Source organism: Streptomyces cavernae (genome assembly GCF_004023625.1).
GTDB classification, from domain to species: Bacteria; Actinomycetota; Actinomycetes; order Streptomycetales; family Streptomycetaceae; genus Streptomyces; species Streptomyces cavernae.
In genome coordinates this window covers 239,127-259,764 of sequence record NZ_RPDJ01000008.1, presented here as the reverse complement: position 1 = coordinate 259,764, position 20,638 = coordinate 239,127, and the positions used below count along the sequence as shown (strand labels likewise).

Sequence of the window (20,638 nt, the reverse complement as noted above, 5' to 3'; positions counted from 1 at the left end):
CCCCGCTCGGCCGACTGATCCCGGTTCGGCCATCTCTTCACAGCTAGGAGCAACTCCCCATGCGCATCGGTATCTTGGGCCTCGGCCGGATCGGCGCGTTCCACGCCGCGACTCTCGCGGGACTGGACGCCGTGGACTCCCTCGTGGTCTCCGACCCGGTGGCCGCCGCCACCGCCGCGGCGGTGGAGCGCTTCGGCGCCACCGCGGCCGACTCGCCGGAGGCGGTGCTCGCAGCCGGGGTCGACGGCATCGTGATCGCGGCCGCCACGGACGCGCACCCCGCGCTGATCCTGGCCGCCGTCAAGGCGGGCATCCCCGTCTTCTGCGAGAAGCCGGTGGCCAAGACGGTCGAGGAGAGCCTCACCGTGCTGCGCGCGGTGCAGGGCAGCGGTGTCGAAGTCCACATCGGCTACAACCGGCGGTTCGACGCGGGTTGTGTGGCCGCGCGCAAGGCCGTGCTGAGCGACGAACTCGGCAAGCTGCACACCGTGCGGTCCACCACCCTGGACCCGGCCCCGCCGCCGGCGGCGTACATCGCCGTCTCCGGGGGCATCTTCCGGGACTGCTCGGTGCACGACTTCGACATCGTGCGCTGGGTGACCGGCCGCGAGGTTTCCGAGGTGTACGCGGCGGGCGGCAACCGCGGTGCCGAGTACATCGCGGAGGCGGGCGACGTGGACACCGCGTCGGCGATCCTCACCCTGGACGACGGCACTCTCGCGGTGATCTCCAACTCCCGGCACAACGCTCGGGGTTACGACGTGCGGCTGGAACTGCACGGCATGAAGGACAGCATCGCGGTCGGCCTGGAGGACAAGCTGCCGCTGCGTTCGGTCGAGCCGGGCGCCACCTTCCCTTCCGGCACCCCGCACAACTTCTTCATGGACCGCTTCGCCGACGCCTACCGTGCCGAACTCACCGCGTTCACCGAGGTCGTGGCGGGCCGGAGCCCCTCCCCGTGCACGGTGGCCGACGCCATCGAGGCGAGCCTGATCGCGGAGGCGTGCACGCTGTCGGTACAGGAGCACCGGCTGGTGTCGATGGACGAGGTGCGCGGCGACCTGGACAAGGTGCGTCAGGGATGAGCGAGCCCCTGCGGATCGGGATCCTGGGCGCGGCCCGGATCACCGAACGAGCACTCGTCTCCCCGGCCCTGTCGGGCGGGCACCGTCTGGTGGCGGTGGCCGCCCGCGAGCCGGACCGCGCCCGGGCGTTCGCGGACGCCCACGGCGTGGAGCGGGTGGTCGGCTCGTATGCCGAGCTGGTCGCGGACCCCGAGGTCGAGGTGGTCTACAACCCGCTGCCCAACGGGCTGCACGGCCCGTGGAACCTGGCCGCGCTGCGGGCGGGCAAGCATGTGCTCAGCGAGAAGCCGTCGGCGAGCAACGCGACGGAGGCGGCCGAGGTGCGCGACGTGGCCGCCGAGGCGGGCACCGTCTTCATGGAGGGCTTCCACTACCTGTTCCACCCGGTCACCCGACGGCTGCACGAGCTGCTGGCCTCGGGCGAACTCGGCGAACTGCGGCGGGTGGAGACCGTGGTGGCGATGCCGCCCCCGCCGGACGACGACGTGCGCTGGTCGCTGCCGCTCGCCGGCGGAGCCGTCATGGACCTGGGCTGCTACGCCCTGCACGCACAGCGGATGCTCGCGCCGTGGGCGGGCGGTGCGCCCCGGCTCGTCTCGGCGCGCGGCGGCGAACGGGCCGTAGCGCCGGGCGTCGACGAGTGGCTGGACGCCGAGCTGGAGTTTCCCGGCGGCGCGGCCGGCTCCGCGCGCTGTTCCATGGCGTACGACGGCTGGCAGGCGACCTGCCGGGTGGTCGGCAGCCGGGGCGAGGCGACGGCGGTCGACTTCGTCCTGCCGCACCGGGACGACCGGGTCGTGGTGCGCACGGGGTCGGGCGAAAGGACGGAGGAGTTGGGCCGCCGCTCCTCGTACAGCTACCAACTCGACGCGTTCGCGGCCCGGGTGAGGGGTGGCGAGCCGCTGGCGCTCGACGCGGAGGACGCGCTGGCGACGATGGGGCTCATCGACGCGTGCTACGAGGCCGCCGGGTTCGCGCCCCGACCGCGGAGCTGAACCGACCGGGGTGGAGGCCGGCCCTCGCGGCCTCCACCCACTGCGGGCGGCGCCGGCCCAGAGGATGCGACACAGGCTCTCACCGCGTGCCCGGCGACCCGTCGGGCATTACGAGGCGTACAGCACCGGCCGCTGGACCAGCTCGACCGGCACCCGGACGCCCTCGGTCTGCGCCCGCACCCCGGCCTCGCTGACCGCGGCGGCCGCGTAGCCGTCCCAGATCCCGGGGCCGGTGACCTCGCCGCGCCGGGTGGCGTCCACCCAGGCCTGGACCTCGGTGTCGTAGGCGTCCTGGAAGTGGTCGAGGTAGTCGGGACTGATCCGATCGCCGATCCGTACCACGCCCTTCTCGCACACCGCTTCGGCCTGCACCTGGTAGCCGAACCGGCAATGTCCGAAGATCTCCACGTCGACGAGGGACCCCGCCTCCGTCTCGAAGAGGACGAACTGCGGGTCGTGCATCCCCTCGGGAGCGTACGAACTCGCGGTCGGCTTCAGCACCGTGACCGCGGTGATCTCCTGGTCGAGCAGCCAGCGCGTGATGTCCGTCTCGTGCACCACCGAGTCGTTGACGAGCATCTGCTCGGTGAACCACGGCGGCTGCGCGGGATTGCGGTGGCGGTGGTGCAGCATCAGCGTCCGGCCCAGGTCGCCGCTGTCGAGCAGTCGCTTGAGGTGGGTGTACTCGGAGTCGTAGCGGCGCATGAAACCCACCTGGACCCGCCGGTGCCCCAGCCGCTGCTCGGCCTCCATCAGCCGGAGCGCGGACGCCGCGTCGGGCGTGAGGGGCTTCTCGCACAGCACCGGGAGGTCATGGGCGAAGGCCTCCAGCAGGGTGGCCTCGTGGGCGGGGCCCGGGGAGGCGACGAGGACGGCGTCCACGTCCGACGCGGCCATCGCCGCGGCGGCCTCCGGGTAGGCGGTGCAGCCGTCGATCCGTCCGGCGAGGTCCTTGGCCCGCTCCTCGTCGACGTCGACGACGGCGGTGACCCGTGTTCCCTCGACCACCTCGTCGATTCTGCGGACGTGGTCGCCGCCCATCTTGCCGGTGCCGACGACGCAGACGCCAAGGGGTCGCTGAGCTGCCATGTCTCTTCCTGACCGGGTGCGTTTACCGAGTTCCGTGCCGGGTGCCGTGAGGCTCGTGCTTGGGCGTGTGCCGTCAGACGTGCCCCTTGGGCGTGTGCCGTCAGGCCTGTGCCGCGGGGCCTGTACTGAGAGGCGATCACCAACCCTATAGGCGGGGCGCCCCCTCAGGCGTGGGCGCGGGCACCGTCAGAGCGTCGCCGACCACCCGGCCACAGTGATGACCTCCGCCTGCCGCGGTGGCACGCCGCCGCCGGGGAGCCCCGGCAGACGGGCCGCGTCATCCGGGGACCCGGGACCCTACGGGAGCGCCGCGAAGGGCCCGCCGGCGGTGAAGGCACGTTCGGCGAAGCGTTCGCCGATACGGCGGTGGGTGGCTGCGTCCGGGTGGAGCTGGTCGGGCAGCGGCAGTTCGGCGAAGTCGGCCTCGCCGTAGAGGTCGAGGCCGTCGAGGTAGTGCAGGTGCGGGTCGTCCACCGCCCGCCCGGCCACGACGCGCGCCAGCTCTTCGCGGATGGCCCGCAGGGTCAGTTTCCCGGCGGCGCGTTCCGCCGGATCGCCCATGGCCTTGAACCGCAGTTGCCCGGTGCTGAGCGCTTCGAGGTCGAAGGCCCCGGGGCCGGGGGTGTCCTCATGGATGGGGCACAGGATGGGTGAGACGACCAGCAGGGGCGTGGTCGGGTGGCCTTCGCGGATGGTGTCGAGGAAACCGTGCACGGCGGGGGTGAAGGCGCGCAGGCGCATCAGGTCGAGGTTGACCAGGTTGATGCCGATCTTGACGCTGATCAGATCGGCGGGGGTGTCGCGCATGGTGCGGGCGGTGAACGGGTCGAGCAGGGCGCTGCCGCCCAGGCCAAGGTTGATCAGTTCCACACCGCCGAGGGAGGCGGCGCGGGCGGGCCAGATGCTGGTGGGGCTCGGGGCGTCGGAGCCGTGGCTTATCGAGCTGCCGTGGTGCAGCCACACCCTGCGGCCCGGGTTCGGTGCGGGTTCGACGGGTGCGTCGGTACGCAGGGCGACGAGCTCGGTGGTCTCGTTGTGCGGCAGCCAGATCTCGATGTCCTTGATGCCCTCGGGCAGGCCGGTGAAGCGGAGGGTGCCGGGCGTACCCGGCTGCTTCTCGGCGGTGCCGGCGGCCATGTCGATGGTCAGGATGTTGCCGCCCGGGACACTGGCCTGGCCGGCCGGACGGCCGTCGACCAGCAGGTCGTACACACCGTCCGGGCGGGGTGGGGTCCCCGCGTAGATCCGCTTGGTGGGCAGCGTGTCCAGTTCCAGTGCGGTGGCGCGGGTGCGCAGGGCCAGCCGGACGCCGGAGGGCTGGGACTCGGCCATCGCCAGTTGTCCGTCGGCGCATTGGGCGCGGGCCCGGGCGGGCAACCGGTGCGGCAGCAGGCCGTATTCGGTGCGCTCGACCTCTAATGCGCCGCGCAGGAGGTCCGCGGTGACGGGAGTGGTGATCCAGTTGTCATGGGTGTGCATTGTCGCTGCCTGTCGATCAGAAGTGTCACGGTCAGAAGTTTCACGCTGTGGGCCAGTTCCGCAGGAGGGCGTCGAGGGCGTCGATGATCCGTGACCAGGTTTCCTGCGTGTCTGGGGCGCTGTGGCTGAACCCTCCGCCCAGTTCGAGGCTGACGTAGCCGTGGAAGACGCTGCCCAGCAGCCGGACCGCGTGCGTCTGGTCGGGCTCCGCCAGGTCGTATCCGCGCAGGATCGCCCGCGTCATCTGTGCGTGCCGGCCTCCCGCACTGGCGGCCGCGGCCTCGGGGTCGAGCCGCAGCTGTGCCGCGGCATAGCGCCCGGGGTGTTCCCGTGCGTAGTCGCGGTAGACGTTCGCGAAGGCCGCCAGTGCGTCCTTTCCGGCCCGCCCGGCCAGCGCGGCGGCGCCCCGGTCGGCGAGCTCCTCGAGGGCGAGCAGAGCGATCTTCGTCTTGAGGTCGTGGGAGTTCTTCACGTGCGAGTAGAGGCTCGCGACCTTGACGTCGAACCGTTTGGCCAGCGCCGAGACGGTGACCTGCGCGAAGCCGACCTCGTCGGCCAGTTCCGCGCCGGCCCGGGCCAGGCGTTCCGTGGTCAGTCCTACCCGTGCCAATGGTCTTCCCCTTGTCGCCAGAAACAATTATGCAGTTACCTAAAGCCTTTAGGCAAGTCGTAATCCTGTTTAGGGACATTCAAAGCCCACCTATTGCCCGCTCGGACCGACGGGCCACATGCTCACGGGGCGGGCTTCACGGTCTTCATGGTGAAGTGCGAGGTGACGTTCCGGATGCGCGGGATGGTCATGACGTGCTGACTGAGGAACGTCTCGTAGGCGGCCAGATCGGCGACGGCGACGCGTACGAAATAGTCGGGGCTGCCGAACAGCCGACGCAGTTCGAGGACCTCCTCCGCCTGCGTCAGGGTCCGCTCGAAGCGTTCGACGGTCTCCGCGTCCTGGGCGTCGAGGGTTAGGTCGATCAGGACCTCGAAGGAACGGCCCACGGCGGCGGGGTCGATGACGGCCCGGTATCCGCGGATGACACCGTCGGCCTCCAGCCGCTGGACCCGCCGCAGGCAGGGCCCTGTGGTCAGCCCCACCCGGCTCGCCAGCTCGACGTTGGTCAGCCGCCCGTCGCGCTCCAACTCGGCGATGATTGCTCTGTCCGTCGCATCCACACGTGGAACATTGCACTCGGAGCGCCTCTCAGAGCAACAACCCGGCCCTTTGCAGAACGTTCAGCGCGCCCACCGTGTCGGCGTTCTCCACCAGGCCGCACTTGACGCACTCGAACTTTGCTTGGGTGACGCGGTTCTCCTTGGCGATGTGCCCGCAGCCTCCGGCGGCGAGCGGACACGTGCGGGAGGTGTTACGGGCGTCCACTGCGATCACCCGGCGAGCGGCACTCAGAAACGGTTGCTACGGACACCTCGGCCTTTGCCGCGACGTCGCGGATCGTACTCGGCCGATCGCCGGTGTCGGCGCTGTTCCGTTCGCGCCTGGGCCGTTTGACAACCGAGCTCGTTCGGGAGTCATTCTCGTCGACCGTCACAGCTCGACGTCGGTCAGCGCTTGGGGCCGCATCAGCGCTTGAGGCCGCGTCCGGGACGGTCGGACTCCAGGAATCCGACGGCGATGAGTCTCGGGGTTGGTTCCGGTCTGTATCCACACACTCGATCAACCGCACGCCATCACCCACACCCGGGGAGAGCACCATGACCGCTGCCTATACGTTCGACGTCTTTTCCAGCCTCGACGGCTTCGGCGCCGCCGGCGGCAACTGGACCGGCTACTGGGGCAAACAAGGCCCCGAGCTCCTGGCGCACCGACTCGCCCAGTACGGCGAGGAGCAGCGGATGGTCTTCGGGGCCAACACATACCGGGCGTTCGCGCAAATGCTGGCCACGAGCACCGAGGAGTCCGACGTTCGTGACCCATGGGTCACACGGATGAGGAACATGCCGGCGACGGTGGTGTCGACGACACTCGAAGGACCCCTCGACTGGCCGGACGCGACCCTCGTGAGCGGTGACGCCGTCGATGTCGTCACCCGGCTCAAGGAGGAGTCCGCGGTGCCGTTGCGCTCGCACGGCAGCCTGTCGATGAATCGGGCGCTGATGGCCGCCGGTCTGGTCGACCAGGTCCAGGTGACGCTCTTCCCTGTGATCACCGGTCGGACCGGACTGGACCCGATCTTCCAGGGTGCGGCCGACTTCGACCTGGAGCTGATCGAGAGCCGGACGCTCGACGGCCACATCCAAGAGCTCATCTACCGGCCCACACTGCATGTCTGAGTCCATCCATGTACCCAATCGCGTCAAGCGGCGGAGCATGACCGGAAGTCCCCGCTGACCGACATGCCGACCGGCCCAACGGGTGTGCCTACGCGTCAGCCGACGTGCTGGGCGAGGCGGGGGTGGGGTTATCCCCCGCGTCGTCGGGCCGGTCAGCTGGATACCGGGCCAAGAACCTGTCGAAGATCATGCGCCGCAACGCGTCGCGGAGGGATCTCGGGACTCGGCCTTCACCCAGGCCCTCACAGCCCTACGCTCCGCTCATGAAGACGGGTCGGGAACGGGCACTGGTCGAACATGAGACCTTCACCGACCCGGTTCTGCGCGGACATCGTCGACCGCCTCACCTTCGGCGGCGACATCATCGAAACCGGTCCGGACTCCCACCGGCTCGCCGGCACACGCACGAGCCGAGAGCAGGCGGTCGACCGCCCGACGGAACCACCCAGCATGCCGCCGGCGTCCGTCACCGACATGAGCCGACGTTCGCCGGAAAACATGAGCACCTCCTCGAACACCACCACCTGCGGCGCCGGATGCCTCCTTGCCGGCCTGGGCGCAGCGACTGCGGCCCTTGCGTGGGCGCCACGGGCCGCGATCAGTGTCAATGGTGGGTTCGAGGGCCATTCCCGTGATCTGAGCGTACTGTTCGTCGATCTCCCGCTCGTCCTGCTCGGCGGTGCTCTGGTGCCCCTTCTGGCCTGGGCGTTGACCACCCGCTGGTCGGACCGACCCTGGGTCGCGGTACTCGCCGCCGTTGCCGCGCTCGCCCTTGGGGTGTGGGGACTCCTGGAGTGGTGGACTCCCCGCCAACCTCCCAACCCCGGTTACTCGGATGGCATTTGACCGTCGCACCACAGCGAGAAGCCCTTCCGACTGGCCAACACGACTCGGGCGCCACAGCCTCGGCTGGGTCTGGGCGTGGAACGACGATTCTCTGATCGGCTTCGTCAACGTCGTCTGGGACGGTGGTGTCCACGCCTTCATCCTGGACACGGTGGTCGCCCGGCATTGCCGGGCGCAAGGAGTTGGCGCCGCACTTGTCGAAACTGCGGCCCATGAGGCCCGTGCCGCAAAGTGCCAATGGCTTCACGTCGACTTCGAGGAGCACTGGCGTCCGTACTATTTGGATGCCTGCGGCTTCAAGGAGACCGCAGCCGGCCTCCCGTTTCCCGATGGCCGGTTCGACACCGTCGTCTGCGCCGACAACTCGCTGCCTCACCTGCTGACAGAGCAGGATGTGCACGCCGCCCTGGCCGAGATGCGACGCGTCCTGCGTCCCGCCGGTCTGCTGCTGGTGAGCACACGCCCCTATGACGACCTGGTGCACGACCGCCCGGCTTCGACACCTCCACAAGTCCACCGGATCGCCGACCGTGCCGACCATGTCGACGACGTCGACCGCGGAGAACGAACCATCACCTTCCAGCTCTGGCACGTGGGTCAGGGCTGGTCAGGCTGGCCCCCTCGTAGCCGTGCTTCCAGAAAACCAGCATGGCGCGCTCAAGAGCTTCGTCGGCGTCGAATCCTCGTGAGGCAAAGGGCTTCGTCGTCCTTCCCCGCCGCCGGGTCGTGGAACGCTCCTGATCGTGGACCATGCACGCCCGCCGGCACTGCCGCGCCCACGAACGCCTCCCCGAGACGAGCGAGTCACTGATCACCTGGGCGGCCGTCACGCTGATGACCCGGCGGCTCACCCGCCGCAAGCTCCGTCCCGCCGAACGGCAAGACGTCACTCCGTACTACCTCGCGCAAGTCGCCTGACGCAGGTGCTCACCCCGGCAGCTCCGCATCAATGCGGCCCCTGGGCGCCGCACTGCCCTGTCCGGGGCTCCCCATCACGCGTTGAGTCACGGATGGAACCGCCACCGGCCTTCAGAAATGACATCCACCTTGCCGTCCCTGACGCATACGGCCGTCTCGTCGTCGATGAAGTAGATGGGGAAGTCCGCCCGCGCGGCGATGCGATCAGCCCAGGCGTCGTCCCGCTCGGGGAAATCCGGCGAGTACAGGTGCGGCTTGAGATACCAGTCGAAGAGGCCGAACGGCGGCTCCACGGTCGTCGCGCCGAGCACGTGGAGGTCCGTGGTGTCCCCGATGACGTCGGCGGAGTGTGCGGTGAGATTACGGCTGAAGATCATTGAGCCGGCGCTGAACCCCACATAGACCCGGTTCTCCAGCGCCTCGAGGAAGCCGTCGGCCAGGCCGTTGCCGGTGATGCTGCGCGCGAGGTGGTAGTGGCTGCCGCCCCCGACATGGATGACGTCGGCGTTGAGCAGCCGGTCGAGCACCATCTGCCGGGGCAGGCCGTTCAGCTCCAGGACGTCGAACTCCCGCCAGCCGAGGCCGTGCAGCCGGTTCATGTCCGCGACGACCCACCCGTGGTCCCCGGGCTCGGCGACTGACGCCGTGGGAACGTACACGACGTTCGCCGATCCGAACGGCTTTCCCAGCATGTCTCGCAGCGCATCCCGCAGTGTCTCGTTGCGCAGGCCACTCGCGGTCAACAGAAAGTTCATCGGGCGAGCCAAGCACGACTCACGGGCGCGCGCAACGAACCCAGGATCCACTAATACAGTCATGGCATGGCGCATCAGTTGGCCGGGTCGTCATCGGTCCGGCCGACGTAGGAGGGACCGTCGGCGGTCGGGCATCCGTCTTCCCTCCAGGAGCGCGTGACGTCCGTCCAGAAGTGCGTGGCCCTCCGTCCGTGCGCGGCCTGACGTCGGTTCATGCCTGACCCCAAGTCGGTTCGCTCACCCCACTGTTCAAGCGCTGCGGGCCAGTTCGGCGCGGCGTACGGCGTGGGCGGGCGGCAGGCCCGCGCCCTCGCCTCGGTTGCCGCCGTGGCGTCGCTGTCCCTTGTGCTGGCCGCCTGTTGGAGCGGCGAGGGCTCCGACTCCGCCGCGAAGGCCGACATCAAGGTCAAGGTCACGCTCGAGTTCTGGAGCTGGACCGACGGTATCGAGGCCCAGACGAAGGTGTGGAACAAGGAGCACCCCGACACTCAGATCAAGTTCGTCAACGCGGCGGGCGAGGCCGCGTACCAGAGGCTGCGTGCCGCGGTGAACGCGGGCACCGCCCCGTGTCCGTCGAAGATGGACGGGATGAACCTGGCGAACTTCGCCGCCGACGGCATGCTCACCGACATCACCAAGGTCGCAGGCGGTGCTCCGTGAAGTGGAGCGGGTGCGCCACCAGTTGAAGAAGGCCGCTGCCGCCGGGCGGGTGGTGCGGACCCCGGGCGGCCTGTTCACTCTGGCGCGTTCAGGTGCCGCGGCGAGCGGGTGACCTGCCGATACGGGAACGGGCCTTCTCCTTGTTGGTCGGGTGAACAGCCAGACCGCGCAAGGAAGAAGACCCGGTGGCACCTTAGACGTCCGCGTCCCAGGCCCCCGCCCCGTTCACCGCCACTCGCACCCGGATGGAGGAGATGCTCGCCCATCTGTCCGCACCGGCCATGGCCGCGGCCACCGCCGAAGGAGTGGAGGACTACATCACCGCCGCGGGGCCGGAAGTGCTGCGGCAGATGCTGCAGGACCAGCTTGACGCCCGCGCTGCCGCCGAGGTGCGCGTGGAGGTGGTCACCGGCAGCGACGCGGTGGTGCGCCCTCGGGCCGAACGGGGCCACCGCCGGCTGCTGGCCACCACGCTGGGCCGGGTGGAGGTGGCCCGGATCGCCTAACCGCACCCCTGGTGCGGCCAACCTGCACCCCGGAGACGACGCCCTGGCCCTGCCGCGGCAGGTCTACTGTCCAGGGTGTCCGCGCCCAAGTAGGTCGGGGTGCCGTGCGGGTCCGTAGGCCCTTGACATGCGCATCCACTCGCTCCCACACTTTCAAATGAACGTTTATTAGATGCGCAGGGAAGGTCAGGTTCACCCATGCCCCAAGCCCAGGACTCACCCTCCGTCGACACCGTCGACGAGGTGATCGCCGAGCAGCAGGAAATCTTTCTGAAGCGCCAGCCGCGCAGCGCGGAGCTGGTCGAGGAAGCGAGCCGGTACCTCGCCGGAGGCGCGACGTCGAGCTGGCAGATCGCCAAGCCGCAGGCGGTCTGGATGAGCCACGGCGCCGGGTCGAAGGTGTACGACGTCGACGGCAACGAGTACGTGGACATGCACGGCGGCTACGGCGCGTCGATCGCCGGCCACGCGCACCCGGCCATCGTCGCGGCGGTCTCCGACCGGGTCCGCCGAGGCACCCACTTCGCCCAGCCGACCGAGGACGCCATCTGGGTCGGCCGGGAACTGTCGCGCCGCTTCGGCCTCCCGCTGTGGCGGTTCGGCAACTCCGGCACCGAGTCCACCATGGACGCAATCCATCTGATGCGCGCCGTGACCGGCCGGGACATGTACCTGAAGCTTGAGGGCGGGTACCACGGCCACCACGACTCGGTGCAGGTCTCGGTGATGCCCGCCGCCGAACAGATCGGCAGCCGCGAGCACCCGAACCGCGTGACCGCCAACGGCGGCATCCCGCGGGCGATCACCGATCTGGCCGTGATCGTCCCCTTCAACGACCTGTCCGCGGTCGAGCGGGCACTCGTCGAGCACCGCGGCCGGATCGCCGGCATGATCCTTGAGCCGGTCATGATGAACGCGGGCATCATCCCTCCCGACCCGGGCTACCTGGACGGCCTGCGCACCCTGCTCCACCGGCACGGCGCACTGCTGACCTTCGACGAGGTCAAGACCGGATTCACCACCGGACCCGGTGGGGCGACGGCCCGCTACGGCGTCGTACCGGACATCGTGTGCCTGGCCAAGGCGCTGGGCGGCGGCATCTCGGTCGCCGCGATCGGCGGTACCGCCGAGGTCATGGGCGCGATCGTCGACGGCCGTTACGAGCAGGTCGGCACCTTCAACGGCAACCCCCTGGCCATGGCCGCCGCCCGCGCCACCCTCGCCGAGGTGCTGACCGACGAGACGTACGGCCGCCTCGACCGTCTCGCCTCCTCCCTGCAACAGCAGATGGAGCAGACCGTCGCGGACGCGGGCGTGCGGTGGAACGTCGTCAGTGTCGGCGCCAAGGGGTGCGTCATCTTCAAGCCGGAGCGGGTCCGTGACTTCCGTGACTTCCTCGGCGTCGACGACCGCTACAGCCACGCGCACTGGCTGGTGCAGCACAACGGAGGGGCGTTCCTTCCGCCGTGGGGCAAGGTCGAGCAGTGGCTGCTGTCGGCGCAGCACGACCAGGCGGACATCGATCTGTTCGCGCGGAACTTCCGCACCTTCGTGGCGGCGGTGTCGCGCTGAGCGCTCCGCTGCGCGGTTCGGCGCGCCCCTTCAGGGCGCTGTCGAATCCCAGCCGACCTCGCCCGACCCGCTGAGTCCTTCAATCACCCACTTCCCGACGAGGAACGGACGGGAGAACCATGAGCAGTGCGCAGTCCGCCACCCGACCCGCCACGCCGCCCGGCAGCCAGCCAGCGACCGCCGCCCCACGCGACGCGCTGCGTACCAGCGGCCTGCGCGCCATCCTCGCGCCGCGGTCGGTCGCGCTGGTCGGCGCGTCACGGCGCAACCTCGCACTTGTCGCCAACGTCCGACGGGGCACGGGCGAGGCCGTAGGGATCCATCCGAGCAACTCCGAAGTGGCCGGACTGCCGTGTGTCCCGTCGCTGTCGGCATTGCCGGCACCACCCGAACTCGCGGTGCTCGCCGTGGGCCCGGCGACCATCGCGGCGAGTATGCGGGACGCTCTCGCGCTCGGCGTGCGGTCGTTCGTGGTCCCCGGCCTCGGTGTCGAATCCGGAGCCGACGGCCCGGCCGCCGTGCGGGAGTTGCACCGGATCGCCGAGGCCTTCTCAGCCGCGGTCCTCGGCCCCAACTGCATGGGCTCCGCCAGCCCGGATTCGCCCTCGGCCTGGCTCGGGACCATCCCCGCGTCCTTCCTGCCGGGCTCGGTCGCGATCGTGAGCCAGTCGGGCTCCATAGCCGACGCGTTCCTCGCGCTCGGCCCGCGCTACGGCTTCAGCGGCGTCGTCTCCTGCGGCGCGGAACTCAACCGTGACGCCGCGGACTGGGTCGCCCACTTCGCGGCCGATCCGGCGACCAGGGTGATCGGGCTGTTCCTGGAGACGGTGCGGCGGCCCCAGGCCTTCCGCCAAGCCTTGCGCGTCGCGGCCGAGGCGGGCAAGCCCGTGGTGTGCCTGAAGATCGGGCGCAGCGAACAGGCTCGCCGCGCCGCCCTCGCGCACACCGGCGCGATCGTCGGGTCGCACGCGGCCTTCTCCGCCGTGCTGCGCTCCCACGGTGTCCTCCAGGTGGACGACCTGCCGGAGATGATCGAACTCCTCGGCGTGTTCTCGACCGCACGCCGGCCCACCGGAGGGAGGATCGGCGCGGTCACCGAGTCCGGAGCCGAAGCGGCCCTGCTGGGTGACCACGCCGAGCGCAACGGGCTGACCTTTCCCGCTCTCCCGGAGTCGATCCAGCGGCGACTGCGCGCCGACCATCCGTTGCTGCCGACGAGCAACCCGCTCGACCCGTGGGCGATCGCCGAACCGGTGGCCGCGTTCTCGGCCGCGATCCAAGCGCTGGCCGACGCCGGTGCGTATGACCTCCTCATCGGGCAGGTCGACCTGTCGCGCCACCGCGGCGAGACCGAGCAGACGTGGTGCGGCGCGGTCGTGCGCGCCCTGGCCGACGCTGGCCGTCGTACGAACACCTTCACCGCGGTGACGACGGTGCATCAGACCGACCCTCCCGAAGCCCTGGCCCGCTATGCCGCCGAGCATGATGTCTGCCTGCTCAAGGGCATCGGATCAGGCCTGACGGCCATCGCCCGAGCCGCCGCCTGGTCCGCGGGCGCGGGCCTGCCGAAGGCGGCGGTGCCACCCCCGCGCACGTCCGACATCGCCGGCGGACTGGCCGGGCTGCCCGCGGGTCCGCTCTCCGAGTTCGACTCCTCGGCCCTGCTGGAACGGACCGGCGTCGCCTTCGCCCGGCGCCTCCTCGCCGAGTCGCCCGACGACGCCGTCGAGGCGGCGAGGACGCTCGGGTTCCCGGTGGTCGTCAAGACGGACGGCCCGGCCCACAAGGCGCGCGCGGGTGGCGTCATGCTCAACCTGAATGGCCCCGAAGCGGTATGCGACGCCGCGACGCGACTGGCCGGCCGCGTGCTCGTGGCCGAACAGGTCGCCCCAGGCCTTGAGGTGTTCTGCGGCATGGTGCGCGATCCGGTCTGGGGACCGGTCTACGCCCTGGGCCGTGGCGGCACCCAGGTCGAGAGCACCACACCGGTCACCTTCGTCGGCCCTCTCACCCCCGAGCTGGTGCGGCTCATGATCAGCCGGTCCGGGCTTGAGACGTGGCAGTCACCGTTGGCCGTAGCACTGCTGGCCATGGATGCCCTGGCGCGCGGCGCGCCACGCATCGGCGAGATCGACATCAACCCCATCGTCTGCGCTCCGGACGGCGTGGCCCGAGCGGTCGACGCACTGATCGTGCTCACGGCCGACGCTTCCCCCGACAAGGACTCACCATGACCGACATCAAGTGCCACTACATCAACGGCCGTTGGTGCCCGCCGACGACCGCGGACCGGACACCCGTCATCGACCCGGCCACCCACCTCGTCGTGGGATCGGCGCCCGCCGGCGGCGCCGCCGACGTCGACGCGGCCGTCGCCGCCGCCCGTTCGGCCTTCCCCGACTGGGCGGCAACACCACGGGACGAACGGGCCCGGCTGCTCGGCGCGCTGGGCCAGCTCCTCCGCTCGCATGCCGAGGAGCTGGCCCGGCTCATCGAGACGGAGATGGGCGCACCGCAAGCGTTCGCGCTGAGCGAGCATGTCGGCACACCCATCGCCATCATCGACGACTACGTGGCGCAGCTCGCCCACGAACCCGACGAGGAGCGCATCGGGAACTCGCTCGTCACCCGGGAGCCGATCGGCGTGGTCGCCGCGATCCTGCCCTGGAACTACCCGCTCTACCAGCTCGTAGCCAAGATCGTCCCGGCCCTGGCCGCAGGATGCACGGTCGTGGCCAAGCCGGCCGAGCTGACGCCCTTGGCGACCTGCCGGTTCACCGAACTCCTCGACGAAGCGGGCATTCCCGCGGGCGTGTTCAACCTGGTCTTCGGCACCGGCCCCGTCGTGGGGGAGGCGATGAGCCGTCATACCGACGTGGACATGGTCTCCTTCACCGGATCGACCCGTGCGGGCGCCCTGGTCGGCCAGGCCGCCGCCGCGACCGTCAAACGGGTCGCGCTCGAACTCGGCGGCAAGTCGGCCAGCCTGGTGACGCCCGACGCGGACCTGGAGCAGGCGGTCACAGCGACCGTGCGCTCCTGCATGACCAACTCTGGGCAGTGCTGCAACGCCTGGACCCGCCTCATCACCCCGCGTTCCGCGAGGGACGCCGTCGCCCGGATCGCCGCCCGCGTCGCCGCCGAGATCCAACCCGAGCTGGGCCCGCTGGTATCGCCGGACCAGTACAACCGCGTGCAGTCCCACATCGCGGCCGGGCTCGACGCCGGAGCCGCACTGATCACCGGTGGACTCGGGCATCCGGACGACCGGCCCAACGGCAACTACGCGAAGGTGACCGTCTTCGGCGACGTGAGCCCGGAGATGACCATCGCCCAGGAAGAGATCTTCGGCCCGGTGCTGGTGATCCTCTCCTACGACACCCTCGACGAGGCGATCACACTCGTCAACGACAGCCGCTACGGGCTGCACGGCGGCGTCTGGGCCGCGACCACAGAAAGCGGCCTGGCGATCGCGCGGCGACTTCGCACCGGACAGGTCGACGTCAACGGCGCCGAGTTCAACGTCGCGGCGCCCTTCGGTGGCTACAAGCAGTCCGGGAACGGCCGTGAACTCGGTCGCTACGGCCTTGAGGAGTTTCTGGAGACCAAGGCCATCCAACTCGCCTGAACCGCCAAGACATCTCCATCGGAGAGGCAGCACATGAGCACCACAGACGCCGACCGGCGTTCCGTATCCACTCCCACCCTGTCATCTGTCGACATCGGCAGCCTTCCCCCCTTGGGCCAGGTGCCGACACACATGCACGCGCAGGTCGTACGACCCGACCGCTACGGTGACCCGGCCCGGGCGTTCCGGCCCGAACTCGTGCCCACCCCGGCCATCGGACCGGACGAGGTACTCGTCGCCGTCATGGCCGCCGGCGTCAACTACAACAACGTCTGGGCCGCCCGCGGTTACCCCGTCGACCAGATCGGCACCCGCCAGAAGCGCGGCGAGACCGAGGACTTCCACGTCGGAGGTTCCGACGCCTCCGGCATCGTCTACGCCGTCGGCGACCATGTCACCGGCATCACCATCGGCGACCACGTGGTCATCCACCCGGGATGGTGGGACGCGGACGACCCCTGGATCGTCGAGGGCCGCGACCAGATGATTGCGCCCAGCGCCAGGATCTGGGGCTACGACACGAACTACGGGTCATTCGGCCAGTTCGCCCGCGTCCAGGCCCACCAGGTGCTCCCGAAGGCCGACCATCTGACCTGGGAACAAGCCGCCGCACCCACACTCGTCGGCACCACCGCCTACCGCATGCTCCACGGCTGGGCCGGCAACACCGTCCAGGAGGGCGACGTCGTGCTCGTCTGGGGCGGCTCGGGCGGTCTGGGAACCCAGGCATTGCAGCTCGCCCGGCTCGCCGGAGCCACGCCGGTGGCCGTTGTCTCGGACGGGGAGCGCGGCAAGTACAGCGAACGCCACGGCGCTGTCGGCTGGATCGACCGCAGGGAATTCACCCACTGGGGCATCCCGCCCCTCGTCGACGACTCGGTCGGGCAGAAGGAGTGGACCGCCGAGGCACGACGTTTCGGCAAGCGGCTCTGGGACATCGTCGGTGAGCGAAAGGATCCCGCGATCGTCTTCGAACACCCAGGCGCGGCCACCATCCCCACCAGCGTCCTCGTCTGCCAGCCGGGCGGCATGGTCGTCATCTGCGCGGGAACCACCGGATACGACGCCGTCGTCGACCTGCGCTACCACTGGACGAGGCAGAAGCGTCTGCAGGGCTCACACGGCACCAACGACGCCCAGGCCGTCGCCTACAACGACCTCGTCCGTGAGGGGAAGATCGATCCCTGCCTCGGACGTACCATCGCCTTCACCGAACTCCCTGCGGCGCATGCGGCGATGGGGCGTGGCGAGAATGTCTTCGGCAACGTCGTCGCCCTCCTCGGTGCCCCCGGGCCCGGTACGGGCGCGTCCTGACGGGAGCGGGAGCAACGCACGTGACTCACCGTCCGAGTGCGGCCTTCGCATAGGACAGGGCCAGCTCGCACGCGAACCCGGGTGTCATGCTCGGGTCGTCGAGGGCGACTTGGATGGTGAGCCCGTCGATGAAGGCGCCGAACCCCACGGAAAAGCGCTCGACGTCTCCCGGTTCGAGCGGGAGCTCACGGACGATGTCGGCGATCATGGCCCGCCACCGTTCGTCCTGTGCCGCACGGGTTGCCGCGACCTCTTCATGGCGCGTCGCCTGCGACCAGGTGTCGAGCCACAGAGCCCAGAGCTGGGGGTTGTCGTGCTCCGCGGAGAAAACCCACTCGACCAGGCGCCGCAGGCGTTCCTCGGGGGTGGCGCCGTCGGCGACAACCTGCTCGGCGGAGGCGTAGAACTGTTCCTCCGCGTGCTTGAGAGCCTCCACCAGCAGGCGGTCGAGCGTGCGGAAGTGGTAGATGATGGTGGCACCGCTGACACCGGCCCGGTCGGCGATCTGCGCGATGCGGGTGTCGGCGAAGCCCCGTTCGCAGATGACGTCGGCGGCGGCGCGCAGGATCTGGTCCCGTCGGTCCTCGGTCCCGGACGCGGCGCGCCTGACACGCCTGCCGTCGACCTGTTCCGCCGCGAATCTGCCTCGTGGCACTCTCGCCCTCCCGCTGGACGGGCCCGTCGGACCCCCTCACCTGCCAGCCTACCGCCCCCCAAATATTCGCATGAACGTTTATTAGTGGCCGCAGGCGGGCAGATTGTGTCCCCTCGCCTCGGACGTCAGGGTGCCGTGTGAACCGCCGAGCCCTCCACGCATGTGGCGGTGACCTTCGTCGAGGAGATCTCCTCAGGGGGCCCGGCGCAGTGGTCGCGGTCCAGGACGACCAGGTCGGCGAGGTTTCCGACGACGATGGAACCGGTGTCGTCGAGGTGGTTCACCCAGGCGGATCCCGCCGTGTAGGCGGCCAGGGCGGTATCGAGGGCGATCCGCTGTCCCGGCAGGAACGGCTCAGCCCTCGAGTGGGGCAGGAGCCGGTTGACCGCCACATGGATGCCGCTGATCGGATCGGGGCTGGTCGCTGGCCAGTCGCCGCCGGCAGCCAGCCTCGCCCCCGCCTCGCGGAGCGCGGCGAAGGGATACTGCCGGCGGGCGCGCTCGGGGCCGATGACCGGAATGGTGAACTCGTCCATCTGGGGTTCGTGCGCGGCCCACAGGGGCTGGATGTTCGCGACGGCGTCCAGTGCCCTGAACCGTGCGATGTCGTCGGGTGGACGATCTGCGCCAACCTCGCCGTGGTCGCCCTCGACCGACTCGAGGCCCGCGTCCGCAACCGCTCAAGCGACTTCAGTACCGGCCCGACACCATCGACGGTTTCATAGCGGGCACTGGCCTGACCCTGGACGATCCAACGTCACCCTGACGAGCCGAAGTCAGTAACGGCCCGCCGGGTCGACGAGCACCTGATGGGCGTGGCTGCCCTCCTGCCGTCCGGCGACCGGGCCCGCCCCTTCGTGGACGGCGACATCGGTCAGCTCCACGGGGCGTCCGTCCGCGTCGAGGCGGAGCACGCCTACGCTGCCGGGTGCCGTGTCGCTGCTGCCGTACTACTTCGGGGGAGGCGGGGGTTGGCATGGGGGTTCCCGGTACTTACTTGGATCGGGACATGGGTGTGGCGCTGTCCGCGCGTGGTCGGCCTGGGCGTCCCGCCGTGGTCAGCGGACGATGTCGTCGTGGTGGTCGAGCGCGTCCAGTTCGTGACGCCTGGGCAGGCCCTCCCAGTCGCCCGTGGTGCTGACGGCGAAGGCGCCGAGCAGGGCCGCCGTCCGCAGCCGCTGCTCCGGCGGTTCGCCCGCGAGCAGTTCGGCGAGGTATCCGGCGGCGAACGCGTCTCCCTCTCCCACGGAGTCGTGCACGGTGACGGGCACGGCGGGCTGCCGGTGTTCCCGGCCGTCGAGGAGGGCGAAGGTGCCCTCGGCGCCCAGCTTGCTGACGGCTCCGGCGGGGCCGAGGTCGCAGATGCCCTTGGCCGGCTCCTCCGGGGCGTCGGTACCAGGCACCGCGAGCCGGGCCTCGTGCGGTCCCGCGAAGACCAGGGCTCTCCTGCGCAGCAGCGGCAGCAGCGGCAGCAGCGGCAGCAGCGGCAGCAGCGTATACCTGGCCTCGGCCTCGCTCCACAGAAGCGAGCGGACCGAGGCGCTCAGTCCGTGAGACCTTGACCTTGCCGAGCCTGCGCTTGGTCACTTCTTGCCTATCTCCAGCAGTTCGTCGTACGACAGCGGCTCGGTCTCACTGGCCCCGGAGGTAACCGTGAAGATCACTGGCTACGAACTCTTCCTCGTCGAACCGCGCTGGCTCTTTCTGCGTGTTGACACCGACGAGGGCATCTCCGGCTGGGGAGAGCCCATCGTCGAGGGCAAGGCGGCCACTGTCGCCCGCTGTGTCGAGGAGATGTTCGACTACCTGGTCGGCCAGGACCCCGCCCGCATAGAGGAGCACTGGCAGGTGCTGGCCAAGAGCGGCTTCTACCGCGGCGGCGTCGTCCTGCACAGCGCCCTGGCCGGCATCGACCAGGCACTGTGGGACATCGCGGGCAAGACCCACGGCGTCCCGGTCCACCAGCTCCTCGGCGGCCACGTGCGCGACCGGGTACGCGTCTACGGCTGGGTGGGCGGCGAAACCCTGGAGGAACTTGCCGAGTCGGCGGCCACGCAGGTCGCCAAGGGCATGACGGCGGTCAAGCTCAACCCCTGCGGCCAGCTGGAGCCCCTCGCCGCCCCCGCCGCGATCAACGCCATCGTGGACGGCGTGACCGTGGTCCGCGAGACCATCGGACCGGAGCGCGACCTGGCACTGGACTTCCACGGCCGCTTCAACGGAGCGATGTCCCGCCGTGTCCTGCCCCTCCTGGAACCGCTCCTGCCGCTCTTCGTCGAAGAGCCGGTGCTGCCGGAGTTCACCCAGGACCTCGGCGCCGTCGTGCGCTCCACGACCATCCCCATCGCCACCGGTGAACGCCTGTACTCCCGCTGGGACTTCCGCTCCGTACTCTCCGACGGCATCGCCGTGGCCCAGCCCGACATCAGCCACGCCGGAGGCATCTCCGAAACCCGCCGGATCGCGGCGATGGCCGAGGCCTACGACGTCCTGGTGGCCCCGCACTGCCCACTCGGTCCGATCGCCCTCGCGGCCAGCCTGCAACTCGACTTCGCGATCCCCAACTTCCTCATCCAGGAACAAGCACTGGGCATCGGCTATGGCGACAGCAGCGGACTGCTGGACTACCTCGCCGACACAACACCCTTCACCTTCCGCGACGGCTACATCGACCGCCCGACCGCGCCCGGCCTCGGCATCACCATCGACGAGGACGCGGTCCGCGCCGCCGCCGAACGCGGCCACCGCTGGCGCAACCCCGTCTGGCGCAACACCGACGGCTCACTCGCCTCCTGGTAGCGGGGCAGGCCCGCCCGGGCGGTCACACGAGGCCGAGTCCGGCGTCAC

21 protein-coding genes and 3 pseudogenes are annotated in these 20,638 nt (G+C 70.1%); 14 read left to right on the top strand and 10 right to left on the bottom strand.

Annotated features, from left to right (window positions below):
* Nucleotides 1-59 precede the first annotated feature (59 nt).
* Both EF387_RS21400 and EF387_RS21395 read left to right on the top strand, forming a co-directional pair.
* Nucleotides 60-1,085, top strand: a complete 1,026-nt coding sequence (locus tag EF387_RS21400) for a Gfo/Idh/MocA family protein (protein ID WP_128378196.1) — start codon at nucleotides 60-62, stop codon at nucleotides 1,083-1,085.
* Entirely contained in the window at nucleotides 1,082-2,080 is a 999-nt protein-coding gene (locus tag EF387_RS21395) for a Gfo/Idh/MocA family protein (protein ID WP_128378195.1), read from the top strand. The genes EF387_RS21400 and EF387_RS21395 overlap by 4 nt, the downstream gene beginning before the upstream one ends.
* A 108-nt stretch (nucleotides 2,081-2,188) precedes the next feature.
* Here the strand turns inward: EF387_RS21395 and EF387_RS21390 are convergent, their stop codons facing one another.
* The 5 genes from EF387_RS21390 to EF387_RS21370 form a co-directional block, all read right to left on the bottom strand.
* Nucleotides 2,189-3,169, bottom strand: a complete 981-nt coding sequence (locus EF387_RS21390; protein WP_128378194.1) for a Gfo/Idh/MocA family protein — start codon at nucleotides 3,167-3,169, stop codon at nucleotides 2,189-2,191.
* A gap of 297 nt (nucleotides 3,170-3,466) precedes the next feature.
* Nucleotides 3,467-4,648, bottom strand: a complete 1,182-nt coding sequence (locus EF387_RS21385; RefSeq protein WP_128378193.1) for a GDSL-type esterase/lipase family protein — start codon at nucleotides 4,646-4,648, stop codon at nucleotides 3,467-3,469.
* Between the two features lie 40 nt (nucleotides 4,649-4,688).
* Nucleotides 4,689-5,258 carry a TetR/AcrR family transcriptional regulator gene (locus EF387_RS21380; RefSeq protein WP_128378192.1) on the bottom strand — a complete coding sequence of 190 codons (570 nt, stop codon included), beginning with the start codon at nucleotides 5,256-5,258 and terminating at the stop codon, nucleotides 4,689-4,691.
* 122 nt (nucleotides 5,259-5,380) lie between these two features.
* Nucleotides 5,381-5,821: an Lrp/AsnC family transcriptional regulator gene (locus EF387_RS21375; protein ID WP_128378191.1), complete on the bottom strand. Its 441-nt coding sequence runs from the start codon at nucleotides 5,819-5,821 to the stop codon at nucleotides 5,381-5,383.
* A 28-nt stretch (nucleotides 5,822-5,849) separates the two neighbouring features.
* Entirely contained in the window at nucleotides 5,850-6,035 is a 186-nt protein-coding gene (locus EF387_RS21370) for a zinc ribbon domain-containing protein (RefSeq protein WP_274388951.1), read from the bottom strand.
* A 323-nt stretch (nucleotides 6,036-6,358) separates the two neighbouring features.
* Here EF387_RS21370 and EF387_RS21360 point away from each other — a divergent pair, with 323 nt between their 5' ends.
* The 3 genes from EF387_RS21360 to EF387_RS48445 all read left to right on the top strand — a co-directional run bounded on the left by EF387_RS21360 (nucleotide 6,359) and on the right by EF387_RS48445 (nucleotide 8,594).
* Complete coding sequence (locus tag EF387_RS21360; RefSeq protein WP_128378190.1) at nucleotides 6,359-6,937, top strand: dihydrofolate reductase family protein; 579 nt, start codon at nucleotides 6,359-6,361, stop codon at nucleotides 6,935-6,937.
* Between the two features lie 498 nt (nucleotides 6,938-7,435).
* On the top strand, nucleotides 7,436-7,783 hold the full coding sequence (locus EF387_RS21350; protein ID WP_128378296.1) for a hypothetical protein: 348 nt from the start codon (nucleotides 7,436-7,438) through the stop codon (nucleotides 7,781-7,783).
* Entirely contained in the window at nucleotides 7,773-8,594 is an 822-nt protein-coding gene (locus EF387_RS48445; RefSeq protein ID WP_238431616.1) for a class I SAM-dependent methyltransferase, read from the top strand. Before EF387_RS21350 ends, EF387_RS48445 begins: the two co-directional genes overlap by 11 nt.
* A gap of 193 nt (nucleotides 8,595-8,787) precedes the next feature.
* Here the strand turns inward: EF387_RS48445 and EF387_RS21340 are convergent, their stop codons facing one another.
* Nucleotides 8,788-9,456 (bottom strand): Type 1 glutamine amidotransferase-like domain-containing protein, encoded by a 669-nt coding sequence (locus tag EF387_RS21340; protein WP_128378189.1) that lies wholly within the window; start codon nucleotides 9,454-9,456, stop codon nucleotides 8,788-8,790.
* Between the two features lie 213 nt (nucleotides 9,457-9,669).
* Here EF387_RS21340 and EF387_RS21335 point away from each other — a divergent pair, with 213 nt between their 5' ends.
* The 7 genes from EF387_RS21335 to ccrA all read left to right on the top strand — a co-directional run bounded on the left by EF387_RS21335 (nucleotide 9,670) and on the right by ccrA (nucleotide 17,136).
* Nucleotides 9,670-10,116: an extracellular solute-binding protein gene (locus EF387_RS21335; RefSeq protein WP_128378188.1), complete on the top strand. Its 447-nt coding sequence runs from the start codon at nucleotides 9,670-9,672 to the stop codon at nucleotides 10,114-10,116.
* Nucleotides 10,106-10,228 carry a hypothetical protein gene (locus EF387_RS49455; protein WP_274388950.1) on the top strand — a complete coding sequence of 41 codons (123 nt, stop codon included), beginning with the start codon at nucleotides 10,106-10,108 and terminating at the stop codon, nucleotides 10,226-10,228. The genes EF387_RS21335 and EF387_RS49455 overlap by 11 nt, the downstream gene beginning before the upstream one ends.
* Before the next feature lie 133 nt (nucleotides 10,229-10,361).
* Nucleotides 10,362-10,622: a hypothetical protein gene (locus EF387_RS21330; protein WP_128378187.1), complete on the top strand. Its 261-nt coding sequence runs from the start codon at nucleotides 10,362-10,364 to the stop codon at nucleotides 10,620-10,622.
* 198 nt (nucleotides 10,623-10,820) lie between these two features.
* Nucleotides 10,821-12,194 (top strand): aspartate aminotransferase family protein, encoded by a 1,374-nt coding sequence (locus EF387_RS21325; protein ID WP_128378186.1) that lies wholly within the window; start codon nucleotides 10,821-10,823, stop codon nucleotides 12,192-12,194.
* 119 nt (nucleotides 12,195-12,313) lie between these two features.
* Nucleotides 12,314-14,428, top strand: coding sequence for an acetate--CoA ligase family protein (locus EF387_RS21320; protein ID WP_128378185.1), 2,115 nt, complete (start codon nucleotides 12,314-12,316; stop codon nucleotides 14,426-14,428).
* A 5-nt stretch (nucleotides 14,429-14,433) separates the two neighbouring features.
* Entirely contained in the window at nucleotides 14,434-15,822 is a 1,389-nt protein-coding gene (locus EF387_RS21315; protein ID WP_420802607.1) for an aldehyde dehydrogenase family protein, read from the top strand.
* A 33-nt stretch (nucleotides 15,823-15,855) separates the two neighbouring features.
* On the top strand, nucleotides 15,856-17,136 hold the full coding sequence (ccrA, locus tag EF387_RS21310; RefSeq protein WP_128378183.1) for a crotonyl-CoA carboxylase/reductase: 1,281 nt from the start codon (nucleotides 15,856-15,858) through the stop codon (nucleotides 17,134-17,136).
* Nucleotides 17,137-17,161: 25 nt separating this feature from the next.
* On the opposite strand, the gene EF387_RS21305 is transcribed toward ccrA, so the two are convergent.
* Nucleotides 17,162-17,791 carry a TetR/AcrR family transcriptional regulator gene (locus tag EF387_RS21305; protein ID WP_128378182.1) on the bottom strand — a complete coding sequence of 210 codons (630 nt, stop codon included), beginning with the start codon at nucleotides 17,789-17,791 and terminating at the stop codon, nucleotides 17,162-17,164.
* 125 nt (nucleotides 17,792-17,916) lie between these two features.
* A pseudogene (locus EF387_RS21300) lies at nucleotides 17,917-18,405 on the bottom strand (amidohydrolase family protein); the annotation flags it as partial.
* Between the two features lie 12 nt (nucleotides 18,406-18,417).
* Between EF387_RS21300 and EF387_RS49770 the strand changes: the two are divergent.
* Nucleotides 18,418-18,557, top strand: a pseudogene (locus tag EF387_RS49770) (IS630 family transposase); the annotation flags it as partial.
* 10 nt (nucleotides 18,558-18,567) lie between these two features.
* Here the strand turns inward: EF387_RS49770 and EF387_RS21290 are convergent.
* Nucleotides 18,568-18,708 (bottom strand): annotated as a pseudogene (locus EF387_RS21290) (beta-propeller fold lactonase family protein); the annotation flags it as partial.
* A gap of 141 nt (nucleotides 18,709-18,849) precedes the next feature.
* Nucleotides 18,850-19,230: a carbohydrate kinase family protein gene (locus EF387_RS21285; protein ID WP_338058118.1), complete on the bottom strand. Its 381-nt coding sequence runs from the start codon at nucleotides 19,228-19,230 to the stop codon at nucleotides 18,850-18,852.
* A gap of 214 nt (nucleotides 19,231-19,444) precedes the next feature.
* On the opposite strand from EF387_RS21285, the gene dgoD reads away from it, so the two are divergent.
* On the top strand, nucleotides 19,445-20,590 hold the full coding sequence (dgoD, locus tag EF387_RS21280; protein ID WP_128378180.1) for a galactonate dehydratase: 1,146 nt from the start codon (nucleotides 19,445-19,447) through the stop codon (nucleotides 20,588-20,590).
* The last annotated feature ends 48 nt before the right edge of the window (nucleotides 20,591-20,638 follow it).